General features: G+C 69.4%; 22 protein-coding genes. 12 read left to right on the forward strand and 10 right to left on the reverse strand.

Annotated elements, in window-relative coordinates:
* Positions 1-16: 16 nt before the first annotated feature.
* Both E5CHR_RS25710 and E5CHR_RS25715 read left to right on the forward strand, forming a co-directional pair.
* Complete coding sequence (locus E5CHR_RS25710) at positions 17-739, forward strand: ComF family protein (protein WP_162582448.1); 723 nt, start codon at positions 17-19, stop codon at positions 737-739.
* Between the two features lie 21 nt (positions 740-760).
* A complete protein-coding gene (locus E5CHR_RS25715) occupies positions 761-1222 on the forward strand; it encodes a tRNA (cytidine(34)-2'-O)-methyltransferase (RefSeq protein WP_162582449.1) in 462 nt (153 codons plus the stop codon).
* Positions 1223-1245: 23 nt separating this feature from the next.
* Here the strand turns inward: E5CHR_RS25715 and E5CHR_RS25720 are convergent, their stop codons facing one another.
* Positions 1246-1704: a MaoC family dehydratase gene (locus E5CHR_RS25720; RefSeq protein WP_162582450.1), complete on the reverse strand. Its 459-nt coding sequence runs from the start codon at positions 1702-1704 to the stop codon at positions 1246-1248.
* Positions 1705-1851: 147 nt separating this feature from the next.
* Positions 1852-2472, reverse strand: coding sequence for a ParA family protein (locus tag E5CHR_RS25725; protein ID WP_162582451.1), 621 nt, complete (start codon positions 2470-2472; stop codon positions 1852-1854).
* Positions 2473-2555: 83 nt separating this feature from the next.
* Here E5CHR_RS25725 and kefF point away from each other — a divergent pair, with 83 nt between their 5' ends.
* Both kefF and kefC read left to right on the forward strand, forming a co-directional pair.
* Complete coding sequence (gene kefF / locus E5CHR_RS25730) at positions 2556-3200, forward strand: glutathione-regulated potassium-efflux system oxidoreductase KefF (protein WP_162582452.1); 645 nt, start codon at positions 2556-2558, stop codon at positions 3198-3200.
* Positions 3200-5050 (forward strand): glutathione-regulated potassium-efflux system protein KefC, encoded by a 1851-nt coding sequence (kefC, locus tag E5CHR_RS25735; protein ID WP_162582453.1) that lies wholly within the window; start codon positions 3200-3202, stop codon positions 5048-5050. Before kefF ends, kefC begins: the two co-directional genes overlap by 1 nt.
* 42 nt (positions 5051-5092) lie before the next feature.
* On the opposite strand, the gene E5CHR_RS25740 is transcribed toward kefC, so the two are convergent.
* Positions 5093-5959, reverse strand: coding sequence for an amidohydrolase family protein (locus tag E5CHR_RS25740; protein WP_162582454.1), 867 nt, complete (start codon positions 5957-5959; stop codon positions 5093-5095).
* 116 nt (positions 5960-6075) lie between these two features.
* Here E5CHR_RS25740 and E5CHR_RS25745 point away from each other — a divergent pair, with 116 nt between their 5' ends.
* Genes E5CHR_RS25745 through E5CHR_RS25775 form a run of 7 tightly spaced genes read left to right on the forward strand, consistent with a single transcriptional unit; the run spans position 6076 to position 14464 of the window.
* The gene (locus tag E5CHR_RS25745; protein WP_162582455.1) at positions 6076-6852 is read left to right on the forward strand and encodes a crotonase/enoyl-CoA hydratase family protein; all 777 of its coding nucleotides are present in this window, start codon (positions 6076-6078) and stop codon (positions 6850-6852) included.
* Positions 6849-8717, forward strand: a complete 1869-nt coding sequence (locus tag E5CHR_RS25750) for a feruloyl-CoA synthase (protein ID WP_162582456.1) — start codon at positions 6849-6851, stop codon at positions 8715-8717. The genes E5CHR_RS25745 and E5CHR_RS25750 overlap by 4 nt, the downstream gene beginning before the upstream one ends.
* Entirely contained in the window at positions 8714-9478 is a 765-nt protein-coding gene (locus E5CHR_RS25755) for an SDR family NAD(P)-dependent oxidoreductase (RefSeq protein WP_162582457.1), read from the forward strand. The genes E5CHR_RS25750 and E5CHR_RS25755 overlap by 4 nt, the downstream gene beginning before the upstream one ends.
* Before the next feature lie 52 nt (positions 9479-9530).
* Positions 9531-10520, forward strand: a complete 990-nt coding sequence (locus E5CHR_RS25760) for a tripartite tricarboxylate transporter substrate-binding protein (protein WP_162582458.1) — start codon at positions 9531-9533, stop codon at positions 10518-10520.
* A complete protein-coding gene (locus E5CHR_RS25765) occupies positions 10517-12205 on the forward strand; it encodes a tannase/feruloyl esterase family alpha/beta hydrolase (protein ID WP_162582459.1) in 1689 nt (562 codons plus the stop codon). Before E5CHR_RS25760 ends, E5CHR_RS25765 begins: the two co-directional genes overlap by 4 nt.
* Positions 12202-13944, forward strand: a complete 1743-nt coding sequence (locus E5CHR_RS25770) for an acyl-CoA dehydrogenase family protein (protein ID WP_162582460.1) — start codon at positions 12202-12204, stop codon at positions 13942-13944. Before E5CHR_RS25765 ends, E5CHR_RS25770 begins: the two co-directional genes overlap by 4 nt.
* Positions 13945-13978: 34 nt before the next feature.
* Positions 13979-14464: a MarR family winged helix-turn-helix transcriptional regulator gene (locus E5CHR_RS25775; protein WP_162582461.1), complete on the forward strand. Its 486-nt coding sequence runs from the start codon at positions 13979-13981 to the stop codon at positions 14462-14464.
* Positions 14465-14492: 28 nt separating this feature from the next.
* Here E5CHR_RS25775 and E5CHR_RS25780 read toward each other — a convergent pair whose 3' ends face one another.
* Positions 14493-14861 carry a hypothetical protein gene (locus E5CHR_RS25780; protein ID WP_162582462.1) on the reverse strand — a complete coding sequence of 123 codons (369 nt, stop codon included), beginning with the start codon at positions 14859-14861 and terminating at the stop codon, positions 14493-14495.
* Positions 14862-14890: 29 nt separating this feature from the next.
* The gene (locus E5CHR_RS25785) at positions 14891-15109 is read right to left on the reverse strand and encodes a hypothetical protein (protein ID WP_162582463.1); all 219 of its coding nucleotides are present in this window, start codon (positions 15107-15109) and stop codon (positions 14891-14893) included.
* A 160-nt stretch (positions 15110-15269) separates the two neighbouring features.
* On the opposite strand from E5CHR_RS25785, the gene E5CHR_RS25790 reads away from it, so the two are divergent.
* On the forward strand, positions 15270-16202 hold the full coding sequence (locus E5CHR_RS25790; RefSeq protein WP_162582464.1) for an ornithine cyclodeaminase family protein: 933 nt from the start codon (positions 15270-15272) through the stop codon (positions 16200-16202).
* A 106-nt stretch (positions 16203-16308) separates the two neighbouring features.
* Here the strand turns inward: E5CHR_RS25790 and E5CHR_RS25795 are convergent, their stop codons facing one another.
* The 5 genes from E5CHR_RS25795 to E5CHR_RS25815 all read right to left on the reverse strand — a co-directional run bounded on the left by E5CHR_RS25795 (position 16309) and on the right by E5CHR_RS25815 (position 21060).
* Complete coding sequence (locus E5CHR_RS25795) at positions 16309-17073, reverse strand: ABC transporter permease (protein ID WP_162582465.1); 765 nt, start codon at positions 17071-17073, stop codon at positions 16309-16311.
* Positions 17070-17876, reverse strand: a complete 807-nt coding sequence (locus tag E5CHR_RS25800) for an ABC transporter ATP-binding protein (protein ID WP_162582466.1) — start codon at positions 17874-17876, stop codon at positions 17070-17072. The genes E5CHR_RS25795 and E5CHR_RS25800 overlap by 4 nt, the downstream gene beginning before the upstream one ends.
* A gap of 3 nt (positions 17877-17879) precedes the next feature.
* The gene (locus tag E5CHR_RS25805) at positions 17880-18911 is read right to left on the reverse strand and encodes an ABC transporter substrate-binding protein (protein WP_162582467.1); all 1032 of its coding nucleotides are present in this window, start codon (positions 18909-18911) and stop codon (positions 17880-17882) included.
* Between the two features lie 107 nt (positions 18912-19018).
* A complete protein-coding gene (locus tag E5CHR_RS25810; RefSeq protein ID WP_162582468.1) occupies positions 19019-20224 on the reverse strand; it encodes a xanthine dehydrogenase family Fe-S subunit in 1206 nt (401 codons plus the stop codon).
* Positions 20221-21060 carry an FAD binding domain-containing protein gene (locus tag E5CHR_RS25815; protein ID WP_162582469.1) on the reverse strand — a complete coding sequence of 280 codons (840 nt, stop codon included), beginning with the start codon at positions 21058-21060 and terminating at the stop codon, positions 20221-20223. The genes E5CHR_RS25810 and E5CHR_RS25815 overlap by 4 nt, the downstream gene beginning before the upstream one ends.
* Between the last annotated feature and the right edge of the window lie 6 nt (positions 21061-21066).

A 21066-nucleotide genomic window follows, 5' to 3' on the forward strand; every position in this document is an offset into this window, starting at 1 on the left:
CTCAGTATATTGAGCCATGTCCAACCTTAGGCGCGAGCGCGCTTCTCTGCTGTCTTCGCTGCTCGGACGCGTGCCGAGCCAGTGCGCGGTGTGCCGCACTTGGCCCTCCCGGCCCGTGTGCGATGCCTGCGTGACGCGCTTCGCCCCGCCCGCCTCCCGCTGCGTCAGCTGCGCCTTGCCCGTACCCCAGGGCGTGGCACGGTGCGGCGAGTGCATCGCCCATCCGCCCCCGCTGGACGCGTGCCTGGCAGCCTGCGCCTATACCTGGCCCTGGCCTGACTGCATTGCGCAGTTCAAGTTCCAGGGCCGCGCAGGCTGGGCCGCACCGCTGGCGACCCTGCTGCGAAGCGCCCCCTGGGTCGAGCCTGCACTGGAGCAGGCCGACCTCGTGCTGCCCATGCCGCTGGCCAGAAGCCGACTGCGCGAGCGCGGCTTCAACCAGGCGTACGAGCTGGCGCGCCGGCTGGCCCCGCGCAAGACCGATCCCGCCCTGCTGCTGCGCACCCGGGAAACGCCGCCGCAAAGCGGCCTCGCGCGCGCCGAGCGGTTGCGCAACCTTCGCGGCGCCTTTGCGCTCGAACCCTTGCGAGCAGAGGCCGTGCGGGGGCGCCGTGTCGTGCTGGTGGACGATGTGATGACCAGCGGCGCCTCGCTGTTCTCGGCTGCGCAGGTGCTGCGCACCGGCGGGGTCGCGCACGTGACCGCGGTCGTGCTGGCAAGGACCGATCCGCCGTCTTGAAGAGAATCGAGAATCGGGCCCATGTTCCACATCGTTTTGGTCGAACCCGAGATACCGCCCAACACCGGCAACGTGATCCGTTTGGCCGCCAACACCGGCTGCACCCTGCACCTGGTCGAGCCGCTGGGTTTCCTGATGGAAGACCGGCTGCTGCGGCGCGCCGGCCTTGACTATCACGAGTACGCCGATGTACGCCGCCATGCAGGCTGGGAGGCGCTGCTGGCCGCAGAGCGACCCGCGCCCGAGCGCCTGTTCGCGCTCACCACGCGTGGCACGTGCACGGTCCACGAGACGCATTTTTGTCCCGGCGACTGGCTAGTCTTCGGCTCGGAAACCCGAGGGCTTGCGCCGGAACTGCGCGAGCGCTTCCCGGCGCCGCAGCGCCTGCGCCTGCCGATGCGCGAAGGCCAGCGCAGCCTGAACCTGTCGAATGCCGTGGCGGTCACCGTATTCGAGGCCTGGCGGCAGAACGGCTTCGCCTGAGCAGCCTGCTGCCGCGCAGCTTTTCAGCGGAAGCGGCGAACCACCGACTCGGCGACGCAGGCCGGCTTGGGCGCGCCTTCGAGTTCGATGGTGGTCTCCCACACCATCTGGACGCCCTCGCCTGCAATCGGCTCGCAGCTCAGCAACTTCATGCGCCCGCGCAGCCGGCTGCCGACGGGCACCGGCGTCATGAAGCGCACACGGTTGAGGCCGTAGTTGACGCCCATGCGCGACTCGACCACATCGAAAGCCGACTCGTAGAAACGCGGCAGCAGCGACAGTGTCAGGAAACCGTGGGCGATCGGCCCGCCGAAAGGGCCCGCCTTCGCCCGTTCGATATCGACGTGGATCCACTGATGGTCGCCGGTCGCCTCGGCAAACTGGTTGACCTGCTCCTGCGTGACCGTGATCCAGTCGCTCACCGCGACTTCCTGGCCGACGCAGGCGGCGAGATCCTGAAGGGTCTGGAATGTCTTCTTCATGCTTTCACTCTATCTGGCTGCAGCCGTCGCCGGTGTAGCTGGCGTGACAGTTCGGGGAACACCGCGGAACCGGCTTTGCCGGGCCGCTGGTGTTGCCCCCGGTGAGGGGGTGAGCGGCTACACGAAGTGAGCCAACCTGGGGGAGAGCTAAACCTCCAGCCACCGGCGGATAGGCTCCCACTGCTCCAGGTCGCGCTGCACCCGGCCCGGCGCGATGTCGAACAGCGTGAGGCCGCGCGCGGCCAGCTGCACGTAGTTCTGTGTATCGCGCAGCTCGCCGAGCACCGGCACCCCCAGCCCCGCGACGAACTCACGCAGGCGCTCGGCCGCGAGCGTGCGGCCATCGACCCGCATGCCGACCACGCCGACCTGCGTCTTGCCAAGATGCCGGTGGGCCAGCAGCTTGTCCAGGAAGTCCCGCGTGGCGTAGATGTCGAAGATGCTGGGCTGCAGCGGCACCAGAACCTTGTCGGCCAGCGGCACCACCTCCTTGAGGCGTCCGCCGTGCAGGCCTGCCGGCGTATCGATCACCGCGTGCGTGGTACCGCGCGGCGGCCGCACCACCGCGCCATCTTCCGAAGCCTCCCAGCTCCTGATCTCGCGCGCTGCCGGCGTGCGCAGGCCGAGCCACAGCCGCGAAGACTGCTGCCGGTCGATGTCGCCGAGCATCACCGCATGGCCGCGGCTCGCGAAATAGCCCGCAATGTTGGTTGCGAGTGTGGATTTGCCGACCCCACCCTTGGGATTGGCGACCAGGACCACCGGCATGACAGGCTCCTTCCAGGCTGAACAGACAGGCGCCATCGTAGCCGCGGCCGCCGGCTGTCCGACTTGCGCTATGTTCGCGGACCATGACCACGACAACACCTGGCCCAGGCCGTTCCGCGGGCGGCATCTACCTGCTCGCCGCCCATCCCCACTGGCGCGATTCGCGCGTCAACCGGCAGCTGCTGCAGGCGGCCCGCAAAGTGCCCGGCGTCGAGGTCAACGACCTGTATTCCAGCTACCCCGACTACGCCATAGACGTCCAGGCCGAGCAGGCCCGCCTGGCGCGCGCCCAGTTGCTGGTGCTGCTCCATCCGATCCAGTGGTATTCGATGCCCGCCCTGCAGAAGCTCTGGCTCGACGAGGTGCTGAGCTACGGCTGGGCTTATGGCGGCGGCGACATGGCGCTGCAGGGCAAGGACTGCTGGCTGGTGGCCACCACCGGCGGCCCCGAGCGCAGCTACCACCCACAAAGCTACAACCGCTACTTTTTCGACGCCTTCCTGCCGCCCTACGAGCAGACCGCCGCCCTTTGCGGCATGCGCTTCCTGCCGCCGCTGCTCTTCCATGGCGCGCGCAGTGCCAGCCCGGAGATGCTGGCGGCGCACATCGATGTATTCAGCCAGCGCCTTGCGAGCTATCCGGACTGGCCGGAGATGGAGGACATCCCCGAATGCTCGGCCTGCGAAGTCCCGGCCACCGACAGGCCGCTGGAACACGAGGAGGCCTGATGGAACACGCACCGGCCTGGCTCGTCAATTCGCTGATCTACCTGGGCGCCGCCGTGTTGGTGGTGCCGCTGTCCAAGGCGCTGGGCCTCGGCTCGATCATCGGCTATCTCGCGGCCGGCATCGTCATAGGTCCCTGGGGCCTTGGCCTGGTGACCAACGTGGCGGACATCCTGCACTTCGCCGAATTCGGCGTGGTGCTGATGCTGTTCCTGGTCGGCCTCGAGCTGGAGCCCAAGCGCCTGTGGAGCCTGCGCCGGCCGATCTTCGGGTGGGGCGCGGCGCAGGTCGCCGCCTGCGCGGCCTTGCTCTTCCTGGCTGGCTGGGCGGGCGGCGCAAGCTGGCGCGTCGCCCTGGTCGCCGCGCTTGGCCTGGCGCTGTCCTCGACCGCCATCGCGCTGCAGGTGCTGGGCGAACGCAACCTGCTGCCGACGCCGAGCGGGCAGGCCGGCTTCTCGATCCTGCTGTTCCAGGACGTGGCAGCGATCCCGATCCTCGCGCTGCTGCCCCTGCTGGCGATGGGCTCCGAGACCGCGCCGGCCCTGACAGGCGCCGAGCGCGCACTGGAGGGGCTGAAGATCGTTGCGGTGGTCGGCGGGATCGTGATGGGCGGCCGGCTGGTGCTGCGCCCGCTGCTGCGCTGGATCGCGCGCAGCGACACCCCCGAGATCTTCACTGCCGCTTCGCTGCTGCTGGTGGTCGCCATCGCGGCGCTGATGCAGTTCGTCGGCCTGTCGATGGCACTGGGAGCCTTCCTGGCCGGCGTGCTGCTGGCGGAGAGCGAGTACCGGCGCGAACTGGAGACCGACATCGAGCCTTTCAAGGGCCTGCTGCTCGGTCTCTTCTTCATCGCGGTCGGCATGAGCATCGACTTCGGCGTACTGCTGGCCCAGCCGGGGCTGATGGCGTTGGTCGTCGTCGGCTTCATGCTGTTGAAGGCGATAGCGATCTTCGCGCTGGCGAAGCTGATGGGACTGCCCTACCAGCAGCGGCCGGTGTTCACGCTGCTGCTCGCGCAGGGCGGCGAGTTCGCTTTCGTGGTGTTCCAGGCGGCCGGGCCGCAGGTGCTGCCGCCCGGGGTCGCGTCGTTCCTGATTGGCGCCGTGGCGCTGTCGATGCTGCTGTCGCCGCTGCTGCTGGTGGCGCTCGACAAATGGGTGCTGCCACGCTACAGCGACGGTGTGCCGGCCATGATGGAAGAGATCTCCGAGCAGCAGGACGCCAAGGTGCTGATCTGCGGTTTCGGCCGCTACGGCCAGATCCTCGGGCGCATGCTCAGCGCCCAGGGCCTGAAGCTCACCGTGCTCGACCACGATCCCGACACCATCGAGAGCCTGCGCGAATTCGGCTTTCGCGTCTTCTACGGCGACGCCACCCGGCTGGATCTGCTGCGCACCGCCGGCGCGGGCACGGCCAAGGTGCTGGTGGTGGCGGTGGATGGCGTGGAGCAGTCGCTTGCCATCGTGGACATGGCACGCGAGCATTTTCCCAATGCGCGAATCATTGCCCGCGCACGCAATGTGGGCCATCTCTACCAGCTGCTGGACCGCAAGGTGGAATTCATCGAACGCGAGCTCTTCGAGTCCTCATTGCGCAGCGCCCGCTCGGTGCTCGAGGGACTGGGCTGGCCGGCGTACGAGGCGCGCGAGGCGGCGATGCGCTTTCGTCGCCGCAACATCGAGCTCATGCAGGAGCTCTACCCGCATTACAAGGACCGCGCCAAGCTGATCGCCGCCTCGAAGGAAGGGCGCCAGCAGTTCCACGAGCAGATCGCGCGCGAACGCGAAGAGCGCAAGCAGCGCTCGGGTCAGGACTGGAACCTGGGGACGGAGGAGCAGGAATCCGTTCCTTGAATAAGCGCTGTCGAAGGGGTCGGCTCTGAAATCGATCCCGCTTCAAGCGTCCAGCTTCAGCAGCCGCACCGCATTGCCCTTCAGGATGCCCGGCATCACCTCCGGCTTGAAGCCGGCGTCCTCGAAGTCCTTCATCCAGCGGTCAGGCGTGATCAGCGGGTAGTCGCTGCCGAACAGGATGCGGTCTTTCAGCAGGGTGTTGGCGTACTGCACCAGCTGCTTCGGAAAGTACTTCGGACTCCAGCCCGAGAGATCGATCCACACGTTCGGCTTGTGCGTCGCGACGCTGAGCGCCTCGTCCTGCCAGGGAAAGCTGGGGTGCGCCATCACGATCTGCATGTCGGGGAAATCGATGGCCACGTCGTCCAGGTGCATCGGGTTGCTGTATTCCAGCCTGAGGCCGCCGCCGCAGCGCATGCCGGAGCCGATGCCGCTGTGGCCGGTGTGGAACACGGCCGGCAGTGCGTGCTCCGCGATCACCTCGTAGATCGGCCACGCCATCCGGTCGTAGGGGTGGTAGCCCTGCACCGTCGGATGGAACTTGAAGCCCTTGACGCCATGCTCCTCGATCAGGCGCCTGGCCTCGCGCGCGCCCATCTTCCCCTTGTGCGGGTCGATGCTGGCGAAGGCAATCATGATGTCGCTGTTCTTCTGCGCCGCCTCGGCGATCTCCTCGTTCGGGATGCGGCGCCGGCCGAGGTTCGACTCGGCGTCGACCATGAACATCACCAGGCCAATCTTCCGCTCGCGGTAGTAGTCGATGCTCTCCTGAATCGTCGGGCGACGGCTCGATCGGAAATATTTGTCCGCCGCGCGGTCGTACTCGTTGCCATAGTTGTCGAACGGGTTCCAGCAACTCACCTCGGCGTGTGTGTGGGTGTCGATGGCGATCAGGTTGCGATGGTCCATGAGCTTGTCTCCAGGTTGTGCAGCCACCAAGGGTAAATCCGGATGCCGAGCCTCGTAACTCGACTTGAATTAGTTATTTTCCATAACCATAATCGATCATGAAAGGGAGCGCAACCATGACCACCACCACAGACCTTCGACTCGAGCTGCGCGACGAGATCGCCATCATCCGCCTGACGCGCGCCGCCAAGCGCAATGCGCTCTCCGATTCCCTCATCCTCGCGCTGCGCGACACCTTCCAGAGCCTGCCTTCCACCGTGCGCGCTGCGGTGATCGACGGCGACGGCCCGCATTTCTGCGCCGGCCTCGACCTGTCGGAGCTGAAGGAACGCGACGCCGGCCAGGGCCTGCAGCACTCCCGCCTGTGGCACGCGGCGCTCGAGGTCGTGCAAGGGGGGCCGGTGCCGGTGATCGCGGCGCTGCACGGCGCAGTGGTCGGCGGCGGCCTGGAGCTGGCGAGCGCCTGCCACATCCGGGTGGCCGACACCACCACCTTCTACGCCCTGCCCGAAGGCTCGCGCGGCATCTTCGTCGGCGGCGGCGGCTCGGTGCGCATCCCGAAGCTGATCGGCACCGCACGCATGATGGACATGATGATGACCGGCCGCGTCTACGACGCCGAATCGGGCGAGCGCGCCGGCTTCGCGCAGTACCTGGTGGCGGAAGGCGGTTCCTTCGAGAAAGCCCTGGAGCTCGCAAGAAAAATTGCGACCAACGCGCCGCTCACCAACTACGCGCTGATGCACGCCCTGCCGCGCATCAGCGAACAGCCTGCAGACCACGGCTTCTTCACCGAGGCGCTGATGGCGGGCATCGTGCAGAGCGCCCCGGAGGCCAAGGAACGCGTGCGCGCCTTCCTCGAAGGGCGCGCCGGCAAGGTGACAAAGGAATGAGCACCATCATCCGCTACCGTCCGCTCGCCTTCGGCGTGACACGCGCCGTGTTGCGCGAAGGCGCTCCCGGCATTCGCTACCTGCGCGCCGAGGCCGAACTTGCGTCCCATGCCGAGCGCATGACCGATCGCCTTCGCCACTGGGCAGAGGCCGCGCCCGACCGCACCTTCATGGCCCGCCGCGAGCGCCTGCCGGGCGGCGGCACCGGCGACTGGATCCGCGTGAGCTACGCCGAGGCGCACCAGAAGGCCCGCAGCATCGGCCAGGCCCTGCTCGCGCGCGGCCTGGGCCCCGAGCGCCCCGTCGCCATCCTCAGCGAGAACGGCATCGAGCATGCCCTCGTCGCGCTGGGCTGCCTCTATGCCGGCGTGCCGTACTGCCCGGTCTCGCCGCCCTATTCGCTGGTGAGCCAGGACTTCGAGAAGCTGCGGCATGTGCTGGGCACGCTGACGCCGGGCCTGGTGTTCGCCGCCGACGCGCAGCGCTTCGAGCGCGCCATCGAGGCGACGGTCACCGCCGATGTCGAGCTGGTGTTCGGCGAGGGCGAGATCAGGGGCCGTTCCGCGACTGCTTTCAAGGAGCTCGCCGCCACCCCGCCCACGGCCGCCATCGACACGGCCATGCAAGCCACCGGCCCGGACACCATCACCAAGTTCCTCTTCACCTCCGGCTCGACCAAGCTGCCGAAGGCGGTGATCAACACGCACCGCATGTGGTGCGCCAACCAGCAGCAGCTGCGCCAGTCGATCCCGGCGCTCGGCGAGGAGCCGCCCGTGCTGGTCGACTGGCTGCCCTGGAACCACACCTTCGGCGGCAACCACAATGTCGGCATCGTGCTGGACAACGGCGGCACGCTTTACATCGACGACGGCAAGCCCACGCCGACCGGCATGGCCGAGACGCTGCGCAACCTGCGCGAGGTCGCCCCCACCATCTACTTCAACGTGCCGACCGGTTTCGAGGCGATCGCGCATGCCATGGAAAGCGACGCCGTGCTGCGCCGCAACCTGTTGTCGCGCGTGAAGATGTTCTTCTATTCGGGCGCCGCCCTGGCGCAACCGGTGTGGGACAGCCTGCACCGCACGCAGGAGGCCGAAGTCGGCGAGCGCATCGTGATGGGCACCGGCCTGGGCATGACCGAGTCGGGGCCCTTCGCGCTCTACGTCACCGGGCCAGAGGTCAAGTCGGGCGACCTGGGCCTGCCCGCGCCGGGCATCGAGATCAAGCTCGTCGACACCGACGGCAAGACCGAAGTGCGCTACCGCGGCCCCAACATCACGCCCGGCTACTGGCGCGCGCCCGATGCCACGGCCGAGGCCTTCGACGAGGAGGGCTTCTTCCGGACCGGCGACGCGGTCCAGTGGATCGACGAGAACGACATTCACCGCGGCCTGCGTTTCGACGGCCGCATCGCGGAAGATTTCAAGCTGGCCACCGGCACCTTCGTCAGCGTGGGCCCGATGCGCGCCAGGATCATCGCGGCCGGCGCGCCCTACGTGCAGGATGCGGTGCTGACCGGCCTCAACCTCAAGGAAGTCGGTGCGCTGATCTTCCCGACCCAGAAGCTCCGGCAGCTCGCAGGCCTTGCCGCCGATGCCGGCATGCGGGAGGTCGTCGAAAGCGCGCCGGTGCAGGCGCATTTCCAGCGCGTGCTCGACGAACTCGCCCGGACCGCCACCGGCAGCGCCAACCGCATCGCGCGGCTGCACCTGGAGCACGAGCCGCCCTCGATCGACAAGGGCGAGGTCACCGACAAGGGCTCCATCAACCAACGCGCGGTGCTCAAGCACCGGGCCGGGACAGTCGAGGCGCTGCACGCCGACACCCTGCCCTTCACGCTCAAACCCCAAGGAGACAAGGCATGAAGATCGAAGGACAGGCCGCGCTGGTCACCGGCGGCGCTTCGGGCCTCGGCGAGGCGACCGCGCGCGAGCTCGCGCGCCTGGGCGCCAAGGTGGCCGTGCTCGACCGCAACGCCGGCCTCGCGGAGAAAGTGGCGGCGGAGATCGGCGGTGTCGCATGCCCGTGCGACATCACCGACACCGACAGCGTGAACGCCGCCCTCGACAAGGCCGCCGCCGCGCACGGCCCGGCCCGCATCCTGATGAACGTGGCCGGCATCGGCAGCGCCAAGCGCATCGTCGGCAAGGACGGCAGCCCCGCGCCGCTGGAAGACTTCGTGCGGGTCGTCAACGTCAACCTTGTCGGCGCCTACAACATCAGCCGCCTCTACGCGGCGCGCTGCACGAAGCTCGACCCGCTGGAAGGCGGCGAGCGCGGCGTGATGCTGTTCACCGCTTCGGTCGCGGCCTTCGACGGCCAGGTTGGCCAGCAGGCCTACAGCGCCTCCAAGAGCGGGCTGGTCGGCATGACGCTGCCGATGGCGCGTGACCTCGCGCAGCACGGCATCCGCGTCTGCACCATCGCGCCGGGCCTGTTCGCGACGCCGCTGCTGCAGGAGCTCCCCGAGCCCGTGCAGCAGTCGCTGGCCGCGTCCATCCCGTTCCCGCCGCGCCTGGGCAAGCCCTCGGAGTTCGCGGAGCTGGCCTGCCACATCGTCACCAACGGGCACCTCAACGGCGAGGTGATCCGGCTCGACGGGGCGTTGCGGATGGCGCCGCGCTGACGACCGGACATCCGAGCTTCCGAACTTCCGAATTCATCAAGGAGACATCGCCATGCAAAACCGTCGCCATTTCCTGAACACCCTCGGCAGCGCCGCCGTCCTGGGCGGCCTCGCGCCCCTATCGGCACTGGCCCAGGCGCTGGACCAGGTCAAGATCATGTACGGGTTCCCGGCCGGCAGCGCCGGCGACAGCGTGGCGCGCCGAGTGGCCGAAAAGCTGGGCGGCACCGCCTACAGCAAGAACCCCGGCTTCGTCGAGAACAAGCCCGGCGCGGGCGGCCGCATCGCCGTGGAGGCGCTGAAGAGCGCGCCGGCCGACGGCTCGGTCCTCACGCTCGCCCCGGTCTCGGCGCTCTCGGTGTATCCGTACATCTACCCCAAGCTCGCCTACAAGCCCGAGGACGTCACGCAGGTATCGATCGGCGCCATCATGTTCCATGGGCTGGCCGTGGGCCCCGCCGTGCCGGCCGAAGTGAAGACCTTGAAGGACTTCCTGGCCTGGGCCAAGGCCAACCCGGCGCAGGCCAGCTACGGCTCGCCGGGCGCGGGCTCGATGCCGCACCTGCTGGGCGCGCTGCTGGGCCTGCGCTCGGGCGTTGAACTGAAGCACGTGCCCTACCGCGGCACCGTGCCCAGCATCACCGACCTGGTGGGCGGGCAGATCGCTGCCGCCATGAATCCCAGCGGCGACTATCTCCAGTACCTGAAGGCCGGGCGCGTGCGCGTGCTGGCCACCTCCGGCCGCAAGCGCTCGCCCTACCTGCCCGATGTGCCCACCTTCACCGAGCTCGGCTATCCCGACGTGACCTCCGAAGAGTGGTTCGGCTTCTACGCCCCCGCCAGGACGCCGCCCGCCGCCATCGCCGCCGCCAATGCAGCCATCAACGCGGCGCTGAAGGACAAGTCGGTGATCGATGCGCTCGCCCTCGTCGGCCTGGTCGCGAACGGCAGCACGCCGCAGGAGATGGCGGCCGACCAGAAGGCGGAGTACGAGCGCTGGGGTCCGCTCGTCAAGCAGATCGGCTTCACGGCGGAGTCATGAGACGCCTGGGCTCGCTGGGTCTCGCAGCGGCGCTCGCGGCCTGCACCGCCGGCCCCGGCGAACCCATGCCGCAGCTGTCGGCAGCGCAACCCGGTGCGCTGAAGTCCTGCACCGAGCTCGCCAAGGCTGCCTGGCCAGCCACCGTCTTGACGCGGGTGCTGGAAGTCGCCGCGGGTCCCGTGCCCGTGGGCAACGCCGGCATCCCTGCGCCGGCGCATTGCCTGGTGCAGGGCCACATGAACGAACGCGTGAGTACCGTCGACGGCCAGCGCTATGCCATCGGTTTCGAGATGCGTCTGCCGAAGGCCTGGAACGGGCGGTTCTTCTACCAGGCGAATGGCGGTCTGGACGGCGTGGTCGTGCCCGCTGTCGGCGGCATCGGCGGCGGCGGACCTGCGGGCACCGCGTTGCAAATGGGCTTTGCCGTCATCAGCTCGGACGCCGGCCACGCCGGCTCGATGGGGCCGCGTTTCGGCATCGACCCGCAGGCGCGGCTGGACTATGGCTACAACGCGGTCGCGCAGCTCACGCCCATGGCCAGGCACCTGATCACCCAGGCCTATGGCCGCGGCGCGGACCGCTCGTACATCGGCGGTTGCTCCAACGGCGGCCGGCACGCCATGGTGGCGGCCGCCCGCTCCGCGGCGCAGTACGACGGCATCCTGGCCGGCGACCCTGGCTTCCAGCTTCCGAAGGCCGCGGTCGCACAGCTCTACGGGGCACAGCAGTACGCCCAAGTCGCGAGCGCCGCCACCCCCGCGGGCCAGCCGGATCTCCAGAGCGCCTTTACCCCGGCGGAGCTGCAGCTGGTAGCCCGCGGCGTACTCGCACGCTGCGATTCTCTCGATGGGCTGGCCGACGGCATCGTCTCCGACGTGAAGGCTTGCCAGGCGCGGTTCCGGCTCGACGCCGACGTGCCCACCTGCGGCGCCGCGCGCGACGGCAGCTGCCTCGCACCGGGGCAGAAGACCGCGCTGGCTCACGTGTTCGCCGGTGCGCGCACCCGCAGCGGCCGGGCCATCTACAACAGCTTTCCTTTCGATCCCGGAATTTCGGGCGCCAACTGGCGCGAATGGAAATTCGCCAGCCCGGCGACGCGTGACGCCGGCGCGGTGGCTTTCATCTTCGCAACGCCGCCGATGGCCGAGCGCCCGGGTGGCCTGCCCTTCGCGCTGGGCTTCGACATGGACCGAGATGCGCCGCTGATCGAGGCAAGCTCCGGCATCTACCGCGAATCGGCCATGGCCTTCATGGCACCACCGGACGCCACGAAGCTGGACACGCTGCGTGCGCGAGGCGCCAAGATGATCGTCTACCACGGCACTGGCGACCCGGTCTTCTCTTCCGACGACACGGCCGCCTGGTACGAGCAGCTGCAGGCGAACCACGGCGGCGACGCTTCATCCTTTGCGCGCTACTTCCCGGTGCCCGGCATGAACCATTGCGCAGGGGGACCGGCCACCGACCAGTTCGACATGCTGAGCGCCCTGGTCGACTGGGTCGAGCAGGGCCGGGCGCCGCAGGCCGTCACCGCCGGCGCCCGCGGCCCTGGCGCCGCCGTCGTCAACACCGAGGTGCCGGTGGAGTGGTCGCCGAGGCGCACCCGGCCGTTGTGCCCGTACCCGCGCGTGGCGGTCTACACAGGGGGCGACCCCGAAATCGCTTCCAGCTTCGCTTGCCGATGAACTATCAGCCCCGTCCCGACGAACCGCGCTTCTTGCTCGACGCGGTGCTCGGCGCCGCGCCGCGCCTGCGCGCGCTCGCGCCTTTCGCCGAGTTCGACGATGCGCTCCAGGCGCAGGTGCTCGACGAAGCCGGCAAGTTCGTGGCGGAAGTGGTCGCGCCGCTGAACCGCATCGGCGACGAGGCGGGCTGCCGCTGGGTCGATGGCGAGGTGCACGCGCCGCCCGGCTTCCGCGAGGCCTATCGGGGACTGGTCGACGGTGGCTGGCTCGCGCTGGCCGCCGCACCCGAGCACGGCGGGCAAGGCCTGCCGGCCGTGCTCGAGGCCATCCTCTTCGAATGGCTGAGCGCGGCCAACCACGGCCTCACGATGGCGCCCGGCCTGCTGCATGGCGCCTACGAATGCATCCGGCACCACGGCAGCGCCGAATTGCAGCAGGCCTACCTGCCGAAGATCGCCAGCGGCGAATGGCTGGCCACCATGTGCCTCACCGAAGCCCATGCCGGCAGCGACCTGGGCCAGGTGCGCACGCGGGCCCTGCAGCAGCCCGACGGCAGCCTGCGGGTCAGCGGCAGCAAGATCTTCATTTCCGGCGGCGAGCACGACCTGACGCCGAACATCGTGCACCTGGTGCTGTGCCGGCTGCCCGACGCGCCGGCCGGGCCCAAGGGCCTGTCGCTGGCCCTGGTGCCCAAGCTGCTGCCGGATGGCGCGCGCAACCCGGTGCACTGCGAGCGCATCGAGGAAAAGATGGGCCTTCATGGCAGCCCCACCTGCGCCATGCGCTTCGACGAGGCGACCGGCTGGCTGATCGGCGAGCCGAACCGCGGCCTGGCCGCGATGTTCGTGATGATGAATGCGGCACGCCTGCACGTGGCGCTGCAGGGCATCGGCCTGCTCGACGCGGCCTGGCAGAAGGCCGATGCCTATGCCCGCGAGCGGCGCCAGATGCGCGCGCCGGGCCCGGCGCCGGCCAGCCGCGGCGCCGAGGCGGCCGACCTGATCGTGGAGCATCCGGCCGTCCGCCGCATCCTCGAGACGCAGCGCGCCTGGATCGACGGCGCACGCCTGCTCGCCTATCGCAGCGCGCTGCAGCTGGACATCGCGCGCCACGATGCCGACCCCGCGCGCCGCGAGCGCGCCGAACGCTGGTGCGCGCTGATCACGCCGGTGCTGAAGGCCGCCTGCACGCAGCAGGCATTCGAGGGCGCGAGCGCCTGCCTGCAGGTCTTCGGCGGCCACGGCTATGTGCGCGAATGGGGCATCGAGCAGGTGGTGCGCGATGCCCGCGTGACCATGATTTACGAAGGCACCAACGAGATCCAGGCCATCGACCTGGTGGTGCGCAAGCTCTTGCCGGACGGCGGCACGGGCATGGCCAACTTGCTGATCGAGCTGCGCGACGAGCTCGATGCCGCCCGCGAGTTCGACGCCGAGGTGCAACGCCGCTTTGCGCAACTGCGCTACCTCGGCACCACGATCGCCCTGGCAGCCCAGCGCGACCCGGCCCTGCCCCACGAGGTGGCCGACGACTACCTGCGGGTGGTGGCGCTGTCCCTGCTGGCCTGGGCCTGGGCGCGCATTGGGCATGCCGCGCCCGAAACGCCGCGCTGGACGGCGCCCGCCGCCGCCTTCCGCCGATTCGTGCTGCCGGAGTTCGACATGCGGCTCGGCATGGTCAAGCGCGCCTGCGAGGCGGTCATCTCGCCGGGCGCCGCCGCATCAGGGGCACGCCCCTAGGCCTGTGCTGCGCAAAGGCAGTTACCCTCGGCCCATGCCTGTCCAGCGCAAGAAAGCCGCCATTACCGCAGCCTCCGCCCAGCCGTCGCGGCCGGACCGGCTCGACACCCGCGTGCTCGAAGCCCTGGTGGGCTACAACGCGCGCCGGGCGTGGTTGGTCGTGAGCACCTTGTTTTCGGAGCGCATGGCCGCCTATGGGCTGAAGCAGGTGGACTTCTCGGTGCTTTCGCTGCTCGCACACAACCCCGGTGCCACCTCGCGGCAGCTTTGCGCCACGCTGGACATCCTGCCGCCCAACCTGGTCAGCCTGATCTCCGCCATGGACAGCCGTGGCCTGATCGAACGCCGCCCCCACCCTTACGATGGCCGGGCCATCGGGCTGTACCTGACGCCGGCGGGCGAGTCGCTGGTGCGCGATGCCGAACGCACGGTGGTGGAGCTCGAAACGGAAGCCAGCGCCAAACTCACGACGCGCGAGCGCGAGACGCTGATTCGCCTGCTCCAGAAGATCTATCACTGAGGGGGGCCGCGGCGCAGAGCCGGGAACGTCAGAAACGCTCGGTCAGCACCAGCACCCGGTGCGCCGCGCCGGCGACCAAGTCCGGGTTTGGATAGTAGAGCTCGCCGTCGATCTCGTTACGGGAGAAAGCCTGGCGCGCCTCGAAGTAGCCCGCGCGTGCGGCCTCGAACCCCTGCCGCCGCCATGAGGGCTGTGCAGCCTCCAGGCGGGCCCAGTGCTCGGGGCCGAGCGTCGGGCACAGCGGCACGGGGTCGGCCCGTTCGCGCAGCAGCAGCTCGCGCGCCTCGCGGGTGACCGGGTCGAACGCCATGGCCTTCTCGCGCCAGCGGGCGAGCACGTTGGAAAGAAGGGTTGCCAGCAAAAGGCTGGCCAGGGAGAGCGGAATCGCGAAATCCATCGGCGGTCAGGAAAAGCCTTTCAGCCGAATCACCAGAATTTCCACCAGGGCGCCGAGGCGGAGGAACGCGCCGGAGGCAGGGGCTGCAAGCCCGAATCGCGAATGCGGCGGCGCTGCTCGGCCTCCAGCGCCTGCGCCATGCGGTGCGCCAGTTGGTCTCCCTGCATGGCGCGAATTCGCCACTCGGCGGCCAAGCTCTGCAGCTCGGAATCCTCGAGCTTGGCGGGCGCGGTCGTCGATTCGGACATACGTGAAATTTTGCACACCCGACGGCCGCCCGGCAATCGTAGAGCTTTGCATTACATGGCCGTTAAGGCCTATATCGGACGGCCGCCACGCCGCCAGGAATTCGTGCCAGCCCAGCTTAGGCGAGTGGTACCGTCGTCAGCCTCGGAGACCCGCCACGCCATGAAGCATTTCGACGCCGATGCAACCCGGTCAGCCCTGGAGTTCGCTCGCCTGATTCCCGCACTGCGCACGGCTTTCGCAGGTGCGGCCTCGGTCCCCGCTCGCCATGTGCACACCGTCGGGGCCGGCACCGATCGCGGCACGGTGCTGATCATGCCGGCGTGGAGCGAGGCGGGCTATCTCGGCATCAAGACCATCAACATCTTTCCCGGCAACGGCGCGCGCGGGTTGCCCGGGCTGCACGCCACCTATGTGCTCTACGACGCACACACCGGCGTGCCCCTGGCGATGATGGATGGCAACGAGATCACCGCGCACCGGACGGCGGCGGCCTCAGCGTTGGGCGCATCCTTCCTTTCGCGCAAGGACGCGCGACGGCTGCTGGTGCTGGGCACCGGCCGCGTCGCGCGCCTGCTGCCGGGCGCGCATGCGACCGTGCGCGCGATCGACGAGATCCAGGTGTGGAACCACCGCGCGGACGGCGCCCAAGCCCTGGCAGCCCAATGGCGCAGCGAAGGCTGGAATGCGCAGCCCGCAGCCGACCTGGAAGCCGCGGTGCGCGCCGCCGATATCGTGAGCTGCGCCACCCTCGCGACTTCGCCGCTGGTCAAGGGAGAATGGCTCGCGCCGGGCTCGCACCTGGACCTGATCGGCAGCTTCACGCCGCAGATGCGAGAGGCCGACCCGGCCTGCTTTGCCGGCGCACGGACCTTCGTCGATACGGATGAGGCCTTGTCGAAGGCCGGCGACCTGCTCGACGCGATGGCCGCCGGCACCCTCGCCCGCGAGGCGGTACAGGCCACGCTGGCCGACCTGTGCAAGGGCACGCGTCCGGGGCGCGCGAACAGCGCTGAGCGGACGGTCTTCAAGGCTGTCGGCAGTGCGCTCGAAGATCTCGCGGCCGCCACGCTGGTGCTGCAGGCCGCGCGCTAGCAGGCTGTCTTCCTCGGAACGACTGCTGCAGACGCTACGAACCGAGCCCTCTTCCCCATCGAAGACACGCCGCAAGGCGTCGTCCTTCAGCGAGCACCCTGCCCGCTCAGTCCACCTTCCGCCACGGCGTCACGCGCCGCTCGGTCCATGCCAGGCAGCCGTACAGCCCGATGCCCATCAGCGCAAGGACGACGATCGCCGCGAACACTCGCGTGGTGTCGAAAGTGCCTTGCGCGCTCAGGATGACATAGCCCAGGCCGCGCTGCGACGCCACGAACTCGCCGACGATCGCGCCGACCAGTGCGAGCGAGATCGCGACCTTCATACCGGCCAGGATCGAGGGCAGCGCGCACGGCAGGCGCACCTTGAGGAAGAAGTCCAACGTGGATCCCTTCAGCACGCGGCCCAGATCCAGCACGTCCTGCGGCACCGAGCGCAGGCCGTGCACCGCGTCGACGATGACGGCGAACACCGCGATCAGGAAGGCGATCGCGATCTTCGGCTGGGAACCAGTCCCCAGCCAGATCACGAACAACGGCGCGATGGCGACCTTGGGCACGCTGTTGAGCGCCACGATCAGCGGGTAGATCGCATGCTCGAAGCGGCGCGACGCCACCAGCAGCATGGCCAGCAGCACGCCGATGAGCACCGCCAGCGCGAAGCCGCCGAGCGTGGTCAGCAGCGTGAAGCCCGCGTGCTCCAAGTACCAGCGCCATTCGTCGGCCAGCTCGAGCAGCACCGCGCTCGGCGGCGGCAGGGTGATGGGCCGCACGTGCATCAGCCGCACCAGCGCCTCCCATGCCATGAGGAAGACCAGCGCCGACAGGGCACCCAGGCCCCATTGGCGCCCTTTCTGCCTGAGCGTGTTCATGCAGTCGCCTCCTCTTGCGCGGCGCCCGGTTCCTCGTTGATGAGGCCCATTTCGTTGAACAGCTGGCGAATCCGACCGGTGTAGGCGCCGAAGGCGGTCGTCTCGCGCACGGCCAGCCGGCGCGGGCGCGTCAGGTCAATCCCGATGATGTCGGCAATCCGCCCAGGCCGCGGCGACAGCACGACCACGCGGTCGGCCAGGAACACCGCCTCGGCGATCCCGTGCGTGACGAACAACACCGTGTTCCGGGTTTCCAGCCAGATGCGTTGCAGCTCCACGTTCATCTGGTCGCGGGTGAGCGCATCGAGCGCCCCGAACGGCTCGTCCATCAGCAGCAGGGTGGGCTGGTCGATCAGGGCGCGGCAGATCGCGGCGCGCTGCCTCATGCCGCCGGACAGCTCGCGCGGATAGCGGTTGCCGAACTCGGACAGCCCCGTCAGCCGCAGCAGCTGCGCCATGCGCGCACGAGAGGGCTGCGTGGGCTTGCGCGCGAACTCGACGGGCAGGAGGACGTTGCGCTCGATGTTGCGCCACTCGAGCAGCGCGTCGCGCTGGAAGACCATGCCGACGTGGTCGGGCGGCCCCGCCACCGGCCGGCCGTCGACCTGCAATTCGCCGCCGGTGATGTCGTCCAGGCCGGCAACGCAGCGCAGGAAGGTGCTCTTGCCGCAGCCGCTGGGCCCGAGGATGCTGATGAACTCCCCCGGCCGCACGTCGAGCGAGATGCCGTCGAGCGCCGTGAGCGCGCGCTCGCCCGGGTAGACTTTGCGCACGCCGCTGGCGTGGATCGTCGCCGCTCCCATGGCCTACTTGGTGGCGGTGGCGCGCGCCGGCGCGACGGCTCGGACCAGGCCCGGCACGAAGAAGTCGTTGCCGTCCTTGATCGTCTTGAGCAACCCCGCGTCCGTCAGCGTCTTGACGGCCGTAGCCCAGTCCGCGGCCACTGCCGCCCCGAGCGGCTGGCCCGCGGCCGGGGGCAACTGGAAGAAGCCGCGCAGTGCGTCGATCTGTCCGCGCAGCACTTTCTTGTCCAGCTTGGCCTGCGGGCGCTGCCCCACGATCGCATCGACCGCCTCGTCCTCGTGGCCGGCGTAGACGTATTGCCAGGCTGCGCCGACCACGCTGGCGAACTTCGAGATCGCCTCACGGCGCGTCGCGAGCTTCGACTCCGGCGCGAACAGGCCGAAGCTGGGCATGTTGAGCTTGTAGTCCGCGAAGCGGATGCCTTCGGAAGGCCGCGTCTGCGACACCACGGGCAGGAAGAACGGAATGGTCGAGAAAGCCGCGTCGGTGCGACCCGCAGCATAGGTCGCAGCCTTGCCGGCGGCGTCGACGTTGATCAGCTCGATGTCGCTCTTCTTCAGGCCGCCGGCAGCGAGGAACGCGTCGATGAAGGGCGCCTCCAGCGAGCCCGCGGTGTAGGCCACCTTCTTGCCCTTGAGGTCCTGCGGGCCCCTGATGCCGGCGCCCTGCGGCACCAGCAGCCCGACGTCGCTCAGGCGCGCGAACACGGCGACCGCCTTGACCGGCAGCCCCTTGTCGCGCGCGATCATCATCGAGGCCAGCGCGGCATGGCCGACGTCGAACTGCTCGCCGCCGCCCACGATCTGCACCGTGGTGACCGAGCCATTTCCGTCCTCCATCTCCACGTCCAGGCCGGCCGCGTTGAACCAGCCCTTCTGCTGCGCCAGGTGGAAGGCGGCATGCACGCCCCAGGGCGTCCAGTCCAGTCGGACTTTGAGTTTCTCGGGCGCCTGCGCGGCGGCCGTGGCCACCATGGCCAGGCCCAGGCACCCGGCCAGCAGGCGGGCGATGAGCTTCGGGATCGATGCAGTCATGACGAATGGACCTCCAGAACGAATGGAATGGGCAAGGCTCCGCCGATGGCGCCGGTTTCCGGCCGGCGCCGCGAAGGGAGTGAGGTGAATGGGGTGCGGCTCTTTCTTCAGTCGGCGCCGCTGAACAGGCGTCGGATCCGCGACCACAGGACGCTCCAGCCCAGGCTCATCGCGTTGAGCCGGGCGGCCGGCAGTTGCGCACCAGGCGCACGCGTGGGGTCCATGCGCCGCGCCACGTTCTTGCCGAACTCCTGGATCAGGCGCCCGACGAAGTCCTTGACCAGGCCCGAGCGCGAGAACTGCGCCAGCGGCCCCTGCAGCGCGTACAGCAGGTCGACGTCGACGCGCGTCGCGGCGGGCGACAGCTCGACCAGCCGATAGGCCACGTCGCCGTTCGCGCGCGACTGGCTCAACGTGTCCTGGCCCGCGCCCTTGAGCACGGCCGAGCGCGCAGCTTCGTCGCGCTCCAGCCGCGCCGCGCCATTGAAGCTGGCAGACATCGGCCCGAACTTGATCGCCACGCGGCCCTTGACGCGGTTGTCGGAATGTTCGGTCAGTTCCGCGCCCGGCAGGCAAGCGGCGACCGCCGGAAGGTCGGCCATGAACTGCCAGACCTGGTCCGCCGGATAGGGCACCGTGAAGTTGCCGGTGATGCGCGTACCGTTGGCCGTGGCGGCGGCCTCCGTGGCCGGCTCTGCGGCCGGGGGCGGGCTGCTTGCCAGCGCGGCGGCATTGCCGGTGTCCGCGGCCTCGAAGGGCGTGAAGGCCGCCTTCGCGATGGGGATGACTGCCGCGCCGCGGATGGCGCGCGTGGCCTCGCGCAGGGCGGCGATCTGCGGATGCGCGTCGCCGCGCGTCTGCGCCAGCACGTCGCGAATGGCCCCCACGATGCCGACGTACCCGGTGCAGCGGCACAGGTTGCCCGACAGTTCCAGCCGCACCTTCTGCTCGTCGGCCTGCGGAAATCTCAGCACGATGTCGCGCGCGGTGGCCAGCATGCCCGGCGTGCAGTAGCCGCACTGCAGGGCGTGGTGGCGCGAGAAGGCCGGCCGCAACAGGGCCATGACGGGGTCGGCGTCGTAGCCTTCTACCGTGGTCACCTGGTGCCCGTCGCAGGCCACGGCAAAGGTGATGCACGAGCGCACGGGCTGGCCATCGACCAGCACGGTGCATGCGCCGCACACGCCATGTTCGCAGCCGAGGTGGGTGCCGGTCTGGCGGCCTTCCTCGCGGACGAAGTCCGCCAGGTGCATGCGCGCGGGCACGTCGCGCCGGATCTCGCGGCCGTTGATCTCGACGGCAATAGTCGTCATTGCACGGGCTCCGTGTTCAGCACCTGGTGGAGGCAGCGCTCCACCGCGGCGACCAGGAGCTTGCGATCGATCGCGTCCTTGGTCGCGGCGGCGGTCGCCACGGCGGCTTCGATGGCCGCGCGCTCCGGCAGCGCGCCGCTGCGCGCCACCTGCGCGGCGAGTGCCGCCAGGGCCTGCGGCGCGCCGTCGAGGGCGCCGATGACGACGCGCGCCAGCTTGCGATCCGGGTCGAATACCGCGGCGCAGCCGGCCTCGGCGAACTCGCCGGTCTTGCGACAGAACTTGTGATAGCCCCAGCGGGCGACTTCGCCGAGCGCGGGCACCCGCACGGCAACGATGACTTCGTCCTCCGCCAGGTCGGTGGTGTAGGCGCCGTGCATGAAGCGGTCCATCGGCACGCGGCGCGTGCCTGCGGCCGACGAGATCTCGATCTGAGCGCCCAGCGCCGACATCGCCAGCACCCAGTCGGCCGCGGGATCGGCGTGCGCCAGGCTGCCACCCACGGTGCCGCGGTTGCGGATGGCCCGGTAGGCGATGCCCCCTGCCACGGACTGCAGCAGGCCTGCGCGCAGCGGGGCATGCACGCCGTCCTCGATCTCGGCATGCGTCACGGCGGCGCCGATGCGAATGGCGTCGCCATCCCTGGCCACCTGGCGCAGTTCGGGCAAGGCGGACAGGTCGATCACCTGTCTGGGGCGCGTCAGCCGTAGGTTGAGCATGGGGCCCATGGACTGGCCGCCGCCCATCACCTTCGCGGTGCCGGCGGCGCCCGCCAGCATGCGCAGCGCGTCGGCCAGCGAGGCAGGCCGCTGGTAGTCGAAAGAGGCAGCTTTCATCGTCGG

The sequence above is a fragment of the Variovorax sp. PBS-H4 genome (assembly GCF_901827205.1).
GTDB lineage: Bacteria > Pseudomonadota > Gammaproteobacteria > Burkholderiales > Burkholderiaceae_C > Variovorax.